Annotated in this window: 14 protein-coding genes and 1 riboswitch; of the genes, 3 read left to right on the top strand and 11 right to left on the bottom strand. The window is 37.3% G+C overall.

Features of this window, described 5'->3' with window-relative positions:
- Positions 1 to 501: 501 nt before the first annotated feature.
- Complete coding sequence (locus tag ACIP9G_RS22050; RefSeq protein ID WP_401022346.1) at positions 502 to 1,788, bottom strand: SEL1-like repeat protein; 1,287 nt, start codon at positions 1,786 to 1,788, stop codon at positions 502 to 504.
- 73 nt (positions 1,789 to 1,861) lie between these two features.
- The gene (locus ACIP9G_RS22045) at positions 1,862 to 2,875 is read right to left on the bottom strand and encodes a YdcF family protein (RefSeq protein ID WP_401022344.1); all 1,014 of its coding nucleotides are present in this window, start codon (positions 2,873 to 2,875) and stop codon (positions 1,862 to 1,864) included.
- 186 nt (positions 2,876 to 3,061) lie between these two features.
- Here ACIP9G_RS22045 and ACIP9G_RS22040 point away from each other — a divergent pair, with 186 nt between their 5' ends.
- Complete coding sequence (locus ACIP9G_RS22040; protein WP_340822152.1) at positions 3,062 to 3,535, top strand: hypothetical protein; 474 nt, start codon at positions 3,062 to 3,064, stop codon at positions 3,533 to 3,535.
- A complete protein-coding gene (locus ACIP9G_RS22035) occupies positions 3,523 to 3,810 on the top strand; it encodes a DUF2653 family protein (protein ID WP_340822151.1) in 288 nt (95 codons plus the stop codon). Before ACIP9G_RS22040 ends, ACIP9G_RS22035 begins: the two co-directional genes overlap by 13 nt.
- A 133-nt stretch (positions 3,811 to 3,943) precedes the next feature.
- Here the strand turns inward: ACIP9G_RS22035 and ACIP9G_RS22030 are convergent, their stop codons facing one another.
- The 5 genes from ACIP9G_RS22030 to ACIP9G_RS22010 all read right to left on the bottom strand — a co-directional run bounded on the left by ACIP9G_RS22030 (position 3,944) and on the right by ACIP9G_RS22010 (position 9,631).
- Positions 3,944 to 5,563, bottom strand: a complete 1,620-nt coding sequence (locus tag ACIP9G_RS22030) for an S-layer homology domain-containing protein (RefSeq protein WP_401022339.1) — start codon at positions 5,561 to 5,563, stop codon at positions 3,944 to 3,946.
- A 113-nt stretch (positions 5,564 to 5,676) separates the two neighbouring features.
- Positions 5,677 to 6,846, bottom strand: a complete 1,170-nt coding sequence (locus ACIP9G_RS22025; RefSeq protein WP_401022336.1) for an endonuclease Q family protein — start codon at positions 6,844 to 6,846, stop codon at positions 5,677 to 5,679.
- Between the two features lie 68 nt (positions 6,847 to 6,914).
- Entirely contained in the window at positions 6,915 to 7,085 is a 171-nt protein-coding gene (locus ACIP9G_RS22020; protein ID WP_340822147.1) for a hypothetical protein, read from the bottom strand.
- A 712-nt stretch (positions 7,086 to 7,797) separates the two neighbouring features.
- On the bottom strand, positions 7,798 to 8,580 hold the full coding sequence (locus tag ACIP9G_RS22015; protein ID WP_401022332.1) for a heme ABC transporter ATP-binding protein: 783 nt from the start codon (positions 8,578 to 8,580) through the stop codon (positions 7,798 to 7,800).
- Positions 8,581 to 8,584: 4 nt separating this feature from the next.
- Positions 8,585 to 9,631: a FecCD family ABC transporter permease gene (locus ACIP9G_RS22010; RefSeq protein ID WP_401022329.1), complete on the bottom strand. Its 1,047-nt coding sequence runs from the start codon at positions 9,629 to 9,631 to the stop codon at positions 8,585 to 8,587.
- A 148-nt stretch (positions 9,632 to 9,779) separates the two neighbouring features.
- A riboswitch (cobalamin riboswitch) is annotated at positions 9,780 to 9,972 on the bottom strand.
- Between the two features lie 177 nt (positions 9,973 to 10,149).
- Here ACIP9G_RS22010 and ACIP9G_RS22005 point away from each other — a divergent pair.
- Positions 10,150 to 10,731 (top strand): YdhK family protein, encoded by a 582-nt coding sequence (locus ACIP9G_RS22005; RefSeq protein ID WP_340822143.1) that lies wholly within the window; start codon positions 10,150 to 10,152, stop codon positions 10,729 to 10,731.
- A gap of 37 nt (positions 10,732 to 10,768) precedes the next feature.
- On the opposite strand, the gene ACIP9G_RS22000 is transcribed toward ACIP9G_RS22005, so the two are convergent.
- The 4 genes from ACIP9G_RS22000 to ACIP9G_RS21985 form a co-directional block, all read right to left on the bottom strand.
- Positions 10,769 to 11,452, bottom strand: coding sequence for a response regulator transcription factor (locus ACIP9G_RS22000; RefSeq protein ID WP_401022326.1), 684 nt, complete (start codon positions 11,450 to 11,452; stop codon positions 10,769 to 10,771).
- 6 nt (positions 11,453 to 11,458) lie between these two features.
- A complete protein-coding gene (locus ACIP9G_RS21995; protein ID WP_401022323.1) occupies positions 11,459 to 12,823 on the bottom strand; it encodes a sensor histidine kinase in 1,365 nt (454 codons plus the stop codon).
- 1,196 nt (positions 12,824 to 14,019) lie between these two features.
- Positions 14,020 to 14,562, bottom strand: coding sequence for an NADPH-dependent FMN reductase (locus tag ACIP9G_RS21990; RefSeq protein ID WP_401022320.1), 543 nt, complete (start codon positions 14,560 to 14,562; stop codon positions 14,020 to 14,022).
- Between the two features lie 63 nt (positions 14,563 to 14,625).
- The gene (locus ACIP9G_RS21985; protein ID WP_340822138.1) at positions 14,626 to 15,243 is read right to left on the bottom strand and encodes a nitroreductase family protein; all 618 of its coding nucleotides are present in this window, start codon (positions 15,241 to 15,243) and stop codon (positions 14,626 to 14,628) included.
- Positions 15,244 to 15,245 lie beyond the last annotated feature (2 nt).

Here is a 15,245-nt window from a genome sequence, read left to right as displayed (position 1 = left end):
TTTAAAATTACTCATTTACAATATACACTTTAAATATAATTGTCAATTTATATTAACCTATTTTTTACCATTTATCATTATAATATTTATTACTAAACCAAAAAGTTATCCATCATGGAAATGTGATAAAATTACTAATTCAACATTTTTCGTTAGCTATATCTACGGTCTTTTTACTAATTAAAGAATATTGTTTGAATTACTACGAGCATAATTAAGTAGCAGCAATTTCACTATCTATCATTTATTCATTCCAAAGAGGTCAATCAACCTAAAATAACAGCTAAAAACAGTTCTAAAAGACCAATACCGAGATAGTTAATAAATAGTTCTAAATAATCACAATAATCATTGACCAATTATGCGAAGATTTAATCCATTGCGTCCTTATTTCTTTGTAATGTCGTATAAGCATTATTTTCTTTATAAAAGCAAAAAACCCGCAATGGCTAGTTTATAGCTAACCATTACGGGTAATTCCAGTATAACAACAGTCGGAATTTACAAATTATCTAACTCCTCAAGTAATTGAGACGCTTCTTCAATCCCTGCTTCTGCAGCAAGTCCATACCATTTCTTTGCCTCTTTAATATTTCGTGGTATACCTTCACCTTTATTGTAAATGTGTCCAAGTTGTAATTTTGCTTCAGGATCTCCTTGAAGTGCCGCTTGCTTGAACCAATGAATACCTTTTTCAATATTGCGGATTCCCGTTAACCCCTTGCTCCAAATAAAGCCCAAATCATAAAATGCATCTACATGATATTGTTCAGCAGCTCTTTCAAACCAATATAAACCTCGATTTACATCACGAGTTTGCCCTAAATGACCTTCTAAATAGATTCCACCAAGCCTGTATTCCGCTTCAACATAGCCTGCCTCAGCCGCTTTTTTATAGAAGTTAAATGCCTGCTGTTCATCTATCGCAATCCCTAGCCCTTGCTCATGCATAATACCTAATGTAAACATTGCCTCAGCCACACCTTGTGTTGCGGCAACATCAAACCATTTCTTTGCAAGTACCATATTTTCTTGTACACTTTCCCCATTAAAATACATATCCGCTAAGTTATTGGCTGCATCTGCATGCCCTTGATTTGCAGCAGCTTCATACAATTGGAACGCCCGATCATAATTCTCGTCTACACCAATACCTTCAAAATAATAGTTAGCAAGTGCATATTGAGCATTTGCACTACCTTGTTTTGCTGATAGTTCAAACCATTTTATCGATTTTTCGGGCTGGAAAGGTGTATCATCGTTTGTACTATAATATTCTCCTAGCTCATACTGGGCATCTGCGTCTTGTTCTTCAATTGCTGCTTTGTATAAATCAATGATTTCTTCATGATCTAAATCTTCTTCTTCAAATAGTTCGACCGCTTCGTCCTGTTTCATAACATACCATTCCAGTATATCGAGAACATCATCCACAACTTCTGTTGTATAAGCTAACTTCTCTAAAGAAGTAATTTGCCATATTAAAATATAAATAGGGAGTGGTATTGCCTCACGCAATAAGTCATCGTATTCTGCTAACAGTGTTAAAACATTATCTTGTACTGTTTGTGTTTGCTCTGGATGTACAATTTGCAAGTGACGTTGTTGTTTTTTTCTTAACAATCCTTGAATAACTTGATATAACATTTTTTGCAAGGTCGTCAGTTGTACTTCATCCAAATTGAGTAAAGATAAATTTTGTGCAAACCATGTATTCTGTATATGTGTTAGCTGTTGTAAGGACTCCGTTCGTTCCTTATTTTGCTTTGCTAAAAATTGCCCATACATTTGTTTTCCCCCCTTGCACACTATGTAAAAAAACTGCCTTGCTACTATTATATGGAAGGCAGTTCAAGAATGGTTACACATATGCTCTTAACATGAGTCCTATTAATAATGTAATGACGAAAAAGACCGTTACATGTACCCATTTATACATTTCTAATAAACCGATAAATTCCCGAGTAAAAGCGTTAGGTATATAATACAACGCTGTTTTAGAACCTACACCTTGTGCATCTAGCTTTGCCCTTCTAGCATAAATGCTTGCGCGAAATACGTGGAAGTTATTCGTAACAAAAAGGGAACGATATTTCCTTCCTTGCGCATGCGCATCCATAGTTGCTTTTGAGAAAGCCATATTCTGTTCTGTATTTGTTGATCTATCTTCCATCAATATTTTGCGATGCGGTATTTGGTATTTATCTATTATATATGTTTCCATCGCAAATGCTTCTGAAACTTTTTCATCACTTCCACGCCCACCCGAGACGATAATAAAGGGACGTTCCCCATATTTTTTATATTGCTTAACAGCTTCATCTAAACGACTTGCTAGCAGAGGGGGAACTTTGTCACCGATAAGGCCAGATCCGAGCACAATAATATAACGAGGCTCGTATGTTATCGGTGTAAAATGATAAATAATAGCGTAGACCATCACACTTGTATATAAAAATACTGTATAAGCAAAAATCAAAAATGCATAAAAGAAAAGAATATGCCAAAATCCATTTTCGATATTTGTAAAAAATATAAAGACATATCCAATCATCATTAATAGGAAAGCTAATCCAAATACAGCTAATAATAAATTTCGAATTCTTCGTCCTTCTTTTTCAAGTAGGATTTTGCTATTGAAAAACATCGCGATAGATAATAACAACATTATACTAGGGATAATACCAAACAACGTCATTATGCCCATCTTGGACACAATGCCTTGTTCGTTAATGAATAATGCATAACGTGTTGTTATTCCTACAAATAAATTCAAGCCTATTAATCCTAAAACTACAGCATTAAAGAATCGCCTTTTTTCCGTAATATATAGCATTAAAAATACTGAAATCAATAATGTCATTGTTGGTAGCATTACATTTACCCCTTTCCTTCCTTACTATTCCCCATTCAGCAGTATATTGACACTACTTGTTCATATATTGCAAATTTCCTAAATTACAGGTAGTGAATATTTTATTTTTCACTATAGTTCATGTAAAATTACTATTAAGAACTAGTTTATGACAAAATATAAAATTATATTGGAGGAATGTAAGTAATGAAAAAAATTATTGCTGCTCTTTTCGCAGCGACACTTATGTTTGCGTCAGTTGGTGCAACATTATTAATTTCGGACACACCGACGGCTGAAGCGAAATCTTATAAGTCAGGTAAAAAAGGCTTCTCAAACAATAACAATAGTTCAAATATCCAAAAATCTCAGGATAAATCTAAAGACCAAAATAATGCTACAACAAATAAAAATAATACTACGTCTACAAACAAAACAGATACTACTGCGAAAAAAGGCGGCTTTTTCTCTGGTGGCCTAATGAAAGGCTTAATGCTAGGTGGTTTAGCAGGTCTATTATTCGGTAGTCTATTTAGTGGTCTAGGAATGCTTGGTAATATTTTAGGCTTATTAATCAACGTTGCTGCAATTGTTGTTATTGTGATGCTTGTCGTTAAAATTATCAATATGTTTAAAGATAAAAAACGTAAAGAACAGGAAGCTACACAATGGCACAAATAATTAACGAACAAGATATTATCAATGCGATTTGCCTATCACAGGCATATCATAAAAATCTTCGCCCAGAAGATGTACTTGTTGAGTTAACTTATGAAGATGAAACAGGCTTCGGCGCAGAAGTTGAAACAAATGGTCAAATGGAAGTTTTAAATACTGCCGCTATGATTGGCGCTCTACGTGTATGGATAAAAGACGTTCTACACCAAGACCCTTTCTCAACAGGTATTGAGTTAATATTAGATGATGAAGAAGGCATTATTGCCAAACTATCATAGTTCTTAACAAAAAGAATAGCCGTTCAATAAATCTTACAGTCGATTTATTGAACGGCTTTTTTGTAGGATTCATGGCCGTAAATCTCAACTATATTGGCGACATTACATTACCCTCACGAACACTTACTGTTGATTATTTTAATAGCTCACTAAAGTTAACAAAGATTTTAGCTGCATGACTACGCTTTGTTGGCGCTTCTGGAGAAAATTTTCCCTCACTCCCTATTACAATACCAAGCTCATATAGCATTGTGATAGCATTTTTCGTCTCTTCATTATAGCTATCTATATCCGTAAAGGGTGTACTACTTTTCGCAACATATGCTTGATTGAGCTGCTGATTATATGCGCGGTTAATCATTAATGCTAATTGCGCACGTGTAATTGGCTGACTCGGATTAAACTTGCCATCAGACCCTTTAATAAGCCCATGTGCGTAAGCTGCTGCAATTTCTGCTTGTGTTTCTGCATCGTAGCTTGCAATATCTATGAATGGAGCTTTGTCTTTCGTTGTTAAACCTAAACTTCTAACGAGCATTGCCGCTGCTTGGGCACGTGTTATATTTTGTTCAGGTCTAAATGTTCCATCCGCATAGCCCTTCAAAATGCCTGTTTCAGCTGCTTTTTGTATAAACTCCGTTGCCCAATGATTTTTTATATCTAGAAATTGTACTTTACTACCTGTTGTAAATGTTGCAGTTGGACTTTGAACACTTTCATTACCAGCCGCATCTAACGCTTTTATAGCAACTGTATAAGCAGTATTTTCTGTTAAACTATCGAGCGTTATCGTCATTTGATCAGCGTTAACTGTAGAGTAGAGCTTATTATTTACATAAACATTGTATTTCGTAACACCCTCATTATCTGTTGCTGCTTGCCAATTTACCTTTGCCGCTGTACTACTTTCAACATTGACTTGGATTGCAGAAGAGGCATCCCATAATGGGCTTGCTTTAATAATTGGTAAAAATGCTTGATTTGCTACAGCTAGATAGCCTGCTTCACTTAAATGAATGTTTTCTGGATTTGGTAAATAAGTTGGCACATCTTTAGCCACAACGTCGAAAGTCGGCACAAATATTGCACCTGCTTTTTCGGCAGTTGTTTTAATAGAAGCATTCATAACACCTAATAGCATTTTAAATTGTGTCTGCAGCTCTTCGCTATAATATGGGAAAGAATTATAGTAGCCCATAACATAAATTTGCACTTGCGGATTCAGCTTTTTAATTTCCGCTAAAATGGCAGCTATATTACTTATCGCTTCTTGCGATGTTTTTAAAATGGCCGCAGTATCTATACCAGTTGCTGTCGCTTCTTTTAAAATAGGCAATAAATCATTCGCACCAGCAGTTAACGTAACTAGCTCCGCTTCCTGAATCGACGCTCTAAGCTTTGCACGATCATTTGTATAACCAAACCCAGTCACAGGTTTTTCTACATCACCTTGTAAGTCTGCCAACACATTTTTCGTTGTATAGCCTGAATAGGCAAAGCCTTTATTATAAGATGTTAACAAACCTGCTTGTTGCAATGCCTGTGCAACAAAATCTGTATAACCAAGACCTATTGCTCCAACCTCATTCATGCCATGTGCCAATGAATCACCTAGCGCCACATAATCAGCTTGTACGACCCAGCTTGGCGCAATGTCATCTTGCTTATTCTCTGCATTTGCTCCTACAGGGACTATTAACTGTAAAGCTAGAACACTAGCAGCTAAAAAACGAAATTTCTTTGAAAATTGCATATTCCCACTCCTCCTGCACATCTAATAATTTCTAGTTTACTAGATTGAGGATAAAAATGGGAACATTAATAGTAAATACCTAAAATCGCCCTATATTCACTTAAAGATTTACCCTATTCAGACTGGACCTTTCCGTAGACGCCTCCTCCACCAACTGCAATATTTAATTGTCCTGTTCTAGCTAAATCAATCATCTTTGCTATTTTAAGTGGCACAATTTCTGCAAGTTGCTCGGTTGTAATACGATGTAAAATTGTCATTTCAGTTCCAAATGCGTGAAGTAATCTTTCCATCATTTTCGGACCTAAACCTGGTATAAAATCAAGTGGTACTTGATGAATATACGGTGGTCTCTCACGTTCAGCACTATTCAAATCAGATAGTTCCATAATTCGAGTCGCAACGCCTTTCACGATTTGTGAACTTCCACACGACCTGCAAATTGTATCCCCATCGTTTAACTGCTTACCACATTTAGCGCATACTGTTTGATGGTATTTGCCAAGCAATGGGTTTAACCCATAATTAGCTATTACGCCTCGCCCATCCTGTTCATGGAGTGCCATCTTTAATTCGGTAAAATTAGCTGCCTTTAATCGTAGTATTTGATATTCACGTGCAATTTTGCCAAGCGAATGAGCATCCGAATTAGTCACAAATGTATACCGCTGAATTTCCCGTATATTTTTTACCATATTGGTATCAGAGCTTAAACCAAGTTCTATAGCATCTATAAGCTGTGGATCAAACACTTCAGTTAAACTGTGGTGAACGCCTCTTCCAAATAAACTTTTAAATGGTGTAAAAACATGCGCTGGAATAAAAAGACCCCCTAATTCTCGAACTTTTTGTTGCAGCGCTTGTCCATCACAATAAATACGCTGTGAACTTAAATGAATGTTTTTCATAAAGCCTCTCATCCAATTCGAAAAATCCTCCATCACTACGATAGTAGGAAAATAAGCTAGCACATGAATTGGGCCATGACAGTTGCTATCATAAATCTCAATTTCCGAGCCTGGAATAAGCGTAGTTTCTTGAAACCGAAGGCCCCCTTCCGATAACTCTTCTAGTTCACCGCGTTTTATCATCATCTCCATCTCAGCAAGTACTTCTGGCGAGTGACAATCAATTATGCCGATTATATCAAGCCCTTTTTTTGCACTAGCCATCTCTAAAATTCGCGATAATGTTAAAGTTTTACTTCCCGTAATCTTCACTGCTCGCCCACTCATTGTTCGTCCAATGTGAATATGTAAATCCGTATAATAGTCCTGAAACATGTATACAGCTCCTTTTGTTCGATTATAAAATGAAAAAACCTTACATTGCTGCAAGGCGTTTTCATTATTTAAGATGGATGGTTTTGATTTGTACTATTATCAGTGTCGTATGAACCTGAACCTTGATTTGGTGTTGCCGCTGCATCATAAGCAACTAAAGTAACACCAATTTTCTTTTCTAGCTCATTAATTTTTTCAAGCTGTGTGTGATCTAATTGTGCAAATTTAATCTCTTCCATATTCGTCACGCATCCTTTCAAAAGTAACGTTCCCCGAATATCTCACAACTATACAAAAATTAAACCGCAAAAATCTTCTGAATTGTTTTGGTGACTTTGTTTTGGTGACCGGCATTAGCATAGACCCTAACAAAAGCATCAGACTTCCTATATCATAAAAATCCACTTCGCTTTCCGGCGGGCACATTGTAAGCCGCAACCGTCGCTGCGCGCCGCTTGTTGCGTCTTACGTTACGTGCGTTCCCGCAGGAGTGTGCGTGGATTTTTACTTGGTTAACCATAAAATTCAATACTTACACAGTAAATTATTTGTGTGACTGGTGCTCCGCATATACACCTAACAAAAGCATCAGACTTCCTATATCGCAAAAATCCACTTCGCTTTCCGCGGGCACATTGTAAGCCGCAACCGTCGCTGCGCGCCGCTTGTTGCGTCTTACGTTACGTGCGTTCCCGCAGGAGTCTACGTGGATTTTTACTTGGTTAACCATAAAATTCAATACTTACACAGTAAATTATTTGTGTGACTGGTGCTCCGCATATACACCTAACAAAAGCTTCAGACTTCCTATATCGCAAAAATCCACTTCGCTTTCCGGCGGGCACATTGTAAGCCGCAGGAGTGTGCGTGGATTTTTACTTGGTTATTTATAAATACCCTACTTGCAATGCTTTATGCAAATTGTATCAGAATTGTTTGAGTGACTGGCACTTATGTAGTTTTTGTGAATTGTTCAGATACATATGTTAAATACGGTTTGCCTGTCAGTGGATGTGTTTGAATATCGGCGTATACTCCAAAAACATCACGAAGCAGTTTAGGCGTTAACACTTCTTCTGGTGTGCCGTAATGAACAATACTACCTTGTTGTAAAACATAAATTTGATCACAGTACATAGCAGCCATATTCAAATCATGTAAGGCAGCGACAACAGTCAAATGCAATGTTTGAATTAAGTCCATTAATTGTAATTGATGCTGAATGTCTAAATGATTAGTAGGCTCATCTAAAATAAGCACTTGCGCCTGTTGTGCTAGTGCACGTGCAACCATCACTCTCTTTTTTTCTCCTCCAGAAAGGGAACTAAAGCTGCGCGTTTCTAAATGGGCAATACCCGTTTGAGACAATGCCTCTTTCACTATTTTAAAGTCTTCCTTATCGTCCATTTCAAAAAGCTTCTTATGTGGCGTTCTTCCCATGCTCACTAAATCTTTCACTTTAAAATCGAATAAAACAGGTGTCTCCTGACTAACAACGGCTAAATTTTTTGCAATCGCTCTACTTGATTGCTGAAAAATATCTTCCTCATTCAATAATACCGTTCCACTTTCTGGCTTTAATAACCGATACATATTTTTCAATAGTGTCGACTTCCCACTACCATTAGGACCAATTAAACCGACAAATTGCTTTTCCTTTATTTGAATGCTTACTTCTTTTAATATGCGCTGATCATGAATGGAGAATGATACATGCTTCGCCTCTAATGTCATACCTTTAATCTCCTTCACCAAATGAATAATTGTTACGGCGTAGTAGCCAAATGAAAAATGGACCGCCACAAAAGGCAGTAATGATTCCAATTGGCATTTCTTCTGGAGCTATTATCACGCGGGCAATCGCATCTGCCCAAACTAAGAAAATCCCTCCTAATAATGCGCTAATTGGGATAACATATTTATAATTAGACCCTACTATTAATCGCACGATATGTGGAATTATTAAACCAACAAACCCAATGGAGCCACTTACTGCAACGAGCACACCTGTTAGTAATGATACGAGTAGTATCAATTGAATTCGAAATTGTTGAAGATTAACACCTAATGTGACCGCCGCTTCTTCCCCAAGTAGTAATAAATTTAAATTTCGATAATGTAGCCATAACAAACCAAAAACGATGAAAAAGATAATAGCTGGAATGAATAAATTACTCCATTTTGCGCCCGCAAGACTTCCAAGCATCCAATACATAACGGCTTTTATACCGCCCTCTTCCTTAGACATCATTAACATAAAATTTGAAGTAGCAGATAATATAAACGATACAGCCATTCCTGCTAGCAACAAACGGAAAATAGAAATACGTCCCCCTACACGTGACAAGAAAAATACCAACACAATTGCTATAAAGGAGCCTAGAAAAGCAGCTACTGAAAGGGCGTACATACCTAAAAATGAAAAAGCGCCTAAAATGATGACAGCCGTGGCACCAACTGTCGCACCTGAAGAAATACCTAAAATATATGGATCTGCAATAGAATTACGGACAAGTGCTTGCACAGCTGCTCCAGCAATAGCTAAACCTGCTCCAACAATGGCTGCAAGCATGACACGTGGGACACGTATTTGCCATATAATAATTTCTTGTGAGCGGCTCCAATCAGGCACTATCGTATTTGAGAAAATAGGAATTTTCGAGAAAATAACCTTCCATACATGTAGCGGTGTAATTGACACTGAGCCAATCATAATAGCAACCGTCATTGAAGCTAACAGTACTAAAAGAAGGGTCAATGAAAATAGCATAAATTTTTTATTCATTTGCTTATTAACTCCTTATCAATCTTGATAAATACGAAGCAATAAAAAAGGGTATTCTACGCACGAATGCATAGAAATACCCTAGGTTAAACAAAGTTGGAGAAGTATCCATCAATTGTCCGTAATTGCTTGCATCCTCGTGGGCATTACAGGTATGAACTAATTGGCAGGTCTCCTGGCTTCGATTCAACGTTACTATGATTGCCTTCCCATTCTAAAAACAGTGGCTACTACATCATAGAACTCCTCGTTACAGTTGCGGGACAGCGTCGGACTTACACCGACTTCCCTTTTAAGTGGCACTTGTTAACAAGCGTCACACCATTAGTTTCTGAAATTTTAAAATTATGACGATTCTATCATACATAATTATCGTAGTCTATAGCTTCTTTCATCTAGGAATCAATCTTTCCTCTTTTCAACTTCATACAAATGGATTTTGCACAAAACCTAATCCATAATTTCTGCACATTTACTTGTTACATTAAAGACAAATAAATAGTAAGGAGGAAATTCATATGGTATTAAAAAGAAATTTTTTCCTAGGCTTTATAGCAGCAATGGCTTTACTAATATTATCAGCTTGCTCTGACGATGCAGCGAAGACGGACTCTGCTAATGGTGACGCAATGGACCATAGTGCAGAAACAGGCCATGGAGAAGAGATGAATCATTCAAGCTCGGGTGAAGTTCCATCCACTTTAAAAACTGCTAAAAACCCTAAATTCCCTGTAGGCAGTACTGCTATTATTAAGGAAGGACATATGTCTGGGATGGCAGGCGCCGAAGCAACGATTGTTGGGGCATATGATACAACTGCCTATATTATCTCCTATGAACCGACTACTGGTGGAAAGAAAATAGAAAATCATAAATGGGTAATACATGAGGAATTAATAGATCCAGGTGTTGCCCCATTGTCTCCAGGCACTGAAGTCAAAACAGATGCTGCACATATGAAAGGCATGGAAAATGCTACTGTTCGCATTGATGACGCAGTACAAACGACCGTTTATATGATTGATTTTCCATTAACAACTACTGGTGAAGAAATGAAAAATCATAAATGGGTTACAGATAGTGAACTAACGTCAAAATAAAAACGAAACACCCTCTGTCATCAGAGGGTGTTTGTAATTACTTTTTGTCAGCAAGCTTATGCCATTTATAGCCGATTCCCCACACTGTCTGTAAGTAATCATCAACAGGAAAGCCACTTTTCCTTAGTTTTTCCCGTAAATTGCGGACATGCGAATCAATTGTTCGGTCTTCAATAGTACCGTTATATCCCCAAACTGTATTAATTAAATGCTCTCTTGAGAAAACTTTATTTTGATATTCAAGAAACAGCGCTAACATCGAAAATTCTTTCGGCGTTAAAAGAATAGCTTCTTGTTGAAAAGACAATTCAATAGATTCTTTATTTAATCGTAGCCCTTCAAAAAAAATGAAAGTTTCTTCAGTTTTTGTTCTTCTTAATACAGCATGTATGCGTGCTACTAACTCTTCCTCGTCAAAAGGCTTTAAAATGTAGTCGTCTGCTCCTAAATTTAAGCCTTTTATAATATCAGCCTGTTCCGCTTTTGCTGTTAGCATAATGACAGGTACATCCCAAAACTTCCTTATTTCCTGACAAGCTTGCCAACCATCCATATCTGGCATCATAATATCTAACAGCACTAAATCTACATGATTTTCTTCTAAATAGTCTAAAGCATCTCTAACCGATGACATCGCTATGCAATGAAAAGAAGGCTCTAAATAAAGCGTTAGTAACTCCAGCATCCTTGGTTCATCGTCAATTAATAATAATGTTTTCATTTGTTCCTACCCCTTAAATAATAATTCAAAAGTAGTCCCTTTGTTTTCCTCACTAACAACGGTTACTTCCCCTCCGTGTGCATGGACAAGCTCTCTAACAATAGCAAGACCTAATCCCATACCTCCATGTGCACGTGCACGAGATTTTTCAACCCTATAAAAACGTTCAAAAATATAAGGTAATTCCTTCTTCGGAATCCCCTTTCCAGTATCTTTAACAATGATTTTTATTAAGTTATTTTGCCTTTTTACTATAAAGAAAGTAGAATCTCCTAAGGAACAATAAGTTAATGCATTATTTAACAGATTCAAAATAATTTGCTCTAGCCTTACTGAATCGGCCATTAATGTTAATCCCTTTTCACATTGAACAAACAAGTGTATCTCTTTTTCCTGAAAAGCAGGTCTTAGCTTTACTTCGATACTTGCCACTAATTCATCCAATTGAAGACGTTCTTTGTTAATTACAAATGCGTTTTCATCCATTTTTGCTAAATCAAATAAGTCTTTAATTAACGTTGAGAGCCGATTCATTTCTTCAATAATAATACCTAAATATTTTTGGCGATCCTGCTCCGTTAAATCTCGCTTGTAAAGAATATCTGAATAGCCTTTTATAAAGGTAATAGGTGTTCTTAGCTCATGCGCAATACTTGCTAAAAACTCCTTTCTTTCCTCTTTTAAATGATTTAAATCATCGGATAACTGTTGTATGGCATTCGCAAGATCGCTTAATTCATCTTTGCCATTAGTCGAAAGGGCGACAGTAAAATCTCCTTTATTCATTTTCAATGCCGCTTCCTTCATAGCCATTAATGGTTGGGCTAATTTTCGAGATAACACAATAATGACGGCGATCGTCACCAATGCTGAAACGAGGCCGACAATTAGAAAATGTTTGTTTAATCGTTCCATTAACGCATGGATGGAATCTGTATTTTGAAACATAAACACATAGCCAACAGTCTTTTGCTGTTTAAGAATAGGACTAATCGTTGCAATATATTTTTCATCCTGCCAATTTTTCTCTAATACCTGACCACTATAAGGCACCCTACCCTTGAGCTTCTTTAAATAAACGTGTATTTCAGGGTGTGAAGATGAAGCAGCTAAAATTGTTCCAACATTATCTGTGATGACAACGTCTGTATTTTCTCTTGATTCCATTAATAATATATGTGATAACGTCTCCTCATCGAAATTTTGCTCTAATATCGTTCGATGTGAATTACCAGTTGTCTGCAAGTTTATTAATTCTTCTTCAACACGCGAGTTAGTCAAAGAAACATGTAAAAAAAACATCATAAATGTTTCTATACAAAACAATGTAATAAAAAAGATTATTCCAAGCTTTAATGAAAGTTTTTTCATGCCTTAACCACCTATATTTCAAAATGATAACGTGTAAGTGTGAAGATTTTATGCAGAAGAAAGATACTTTTATAAATATTATAAAATAAAGACTTCACGCCCACTAATTTTTCATCATCATATGGCATTTATATATGTAGCAATCATAAAGAAACGTGCCAGGCACACACACAATTCTGAAAACTTCAATATGTTTATAACTTAGTAAAAATCCACGTAGACTCCTGCGGGAACGCACTCAATGTAAGACACAACAGGCGGCGCGACAGCGACGGTTGTGGCTTACATCGTGCCCGCGGAAAGCGTAGTGGATTTTACGATTGAGGAGCCGGAATTATGCTAGGAATATAAGAGATGTGCCAGGCACACACACAATTCTGAAAACTTCAAGATGTTTATAACTAAGTAAAAATTCACGTAGACTCCTGCGGGAACGCACACAATGTAAGCCACAACAGGCGGCGCGACAGCGACGGTTGTGGCTTACATCGTGCCCGCGGAAAGCGTAGTGGATTTTTACGATTGAGGAGCCGGAATTATGCTAGGAATCTAAGAGATGTGCCAGGCACACACACAATTCTGAAAACTCCAAGATGTTTATACCTTAGTAAAAATCCATGTAGACTCCTGCGGAAACGCAATGTAAGACACAACAGGCGGCGCGACAGCGACGGTTGTGGCTTACATCGTGCCCGCGGAAAGCATGGTGGATTTTTACGATTGAGGAGCCGAAATTATGCTAGGAATCTAAGAGATGTGCCAGGCACACACACAATTCTGAAAACTTCAAGATGTTTATACCTTAGTAAAAATCCATGTAGACTCCTGCGGAAACGCAATGTAAGACACAACAGGCGGCGCGACAGCGACGGTTGTGCCTTACATCGTGCCCGCGGAAAGCGTAGTGGATTTTTACGATTGAGGAGCCGGAATTATGCTAGGAATATAAACGAGGTGTCAGGCACCCACACAATTCTGAAACCTTCAAGATGTTTATAACTTAGTAAAAATCCACGTAGACTCCTGTGGGAACGCACGCAATGTAAGCCACAACAGGCGGCGCGACAGCGACGGTTGTGGCTTACATCGTGCCCGCGGAAAGCGTAGAGGATTTTTACGATTGAGGAGCCGCTGATACTTGGGTCTTTATAAAAAAGAGCCAATAAGTATGTCGTATACTTATTGGCATCTTTTTATTAAATATATTTTTTAACCCAGTCTAAGAAGTTTTCAATTACTGTATCAAGGAATTTCACAGTACCTTCATCTGTTAAATTGCCTTCAGCATCAAATTTTGTGTGTACAGCACCGATATATACATCATTACCACTAAGTAATGGAGAATTAATTCCAGGTGAGAATAAAATATCGCGTAAATGTAATTGTGCTTTAACAGTACCTAAATTACCCATTGATGCTCCCATCATGAACGATGGTTTGCCAATCATTACTTTGTCTACACGAGATAGCCAGTCAATAGCGTTCACCATAACCCCTGGCACAGTTCCGTTATATTCTGGTGTTAACCAAAGTACCGCGTCAGCCGCTTTTACTTTTGCTTTAAAATCTAGTACTGTTTGTGGTGCTTCATTTTCGATATCTTGATCATACATTGGTAAATCGCGTAAGCTCAATACTTCTAGTTCAAGCTTTTCTGTATAACGTTTTTGAATAAATTTTGCTAATTGCATATTATAAGATTCTTTACGGATACTACCTACGATTGCTACTACTTTCATGTTGTTTCCTCCTAAATGGTTACTGCCATTAATATTTGTTAAGCTATTTTATTTTATACCGCCCTAATAATAGGTTGCAAATTCTTCAACTGGTTTACGATACCCACGTAAGCGGTGACTACTTTCCTTTTCCTTGCCAATTGTCATCATCAAGACAATCTCATGTGTTGCTGGTACATTGAATAATGCGCGCATTTGTTGTTGATCAAAGCCAATCATCGGACATGTATCCCAGCCACGATTTTTTGCTGCTAACATAAAGAGCATAGCTGAAAGTGATGCGTTACGAATCGCGTCCTCCTTCATAAACTCCTCACCACGTTCTTCGTAAAACTTCGCATTATCATCAATGAGACCTTCAAGCTCATAGTTTGTAATAATGCCTAGATCAACCATCCCTTGACTAATGTGAGCCGTTTGCTTGTATGCTTCCTTATCGCCTAGTACTAAAATAACTCCGGAAGCTGAATGTACTTTATATTGTCCATATGCAGCCTCGCGAACTCTCTCTTTCAATTCTTGATCTAACACAACGATATATTCTGTATGTTGCAAGTTGAATGCTGAAGGTGCAAGCTTGACGTCCTCTAAAATCGGTCGGATATCCTCCTCCGTCATTACAACACCGTCTATAAAATTATTTGCCGATCGACGTTTATCAATTAACTTTGTAAATTCCATGT

This window comes from Lysinibacillus sp. NPDC093197 (genome assembly GCF_044754025.1).
In the GTDB taxonomy this organism is placed as follows: Bacteria; Bacillota; Bacilli; order Bacillales_A; family Planococcaceae; genus Lysinibacillus.
The sequence above is the reverse complement of the archived record's forward strand: the minus strand, read 5'-3'. Positions and strand labels throughout refer to the sequence as shown.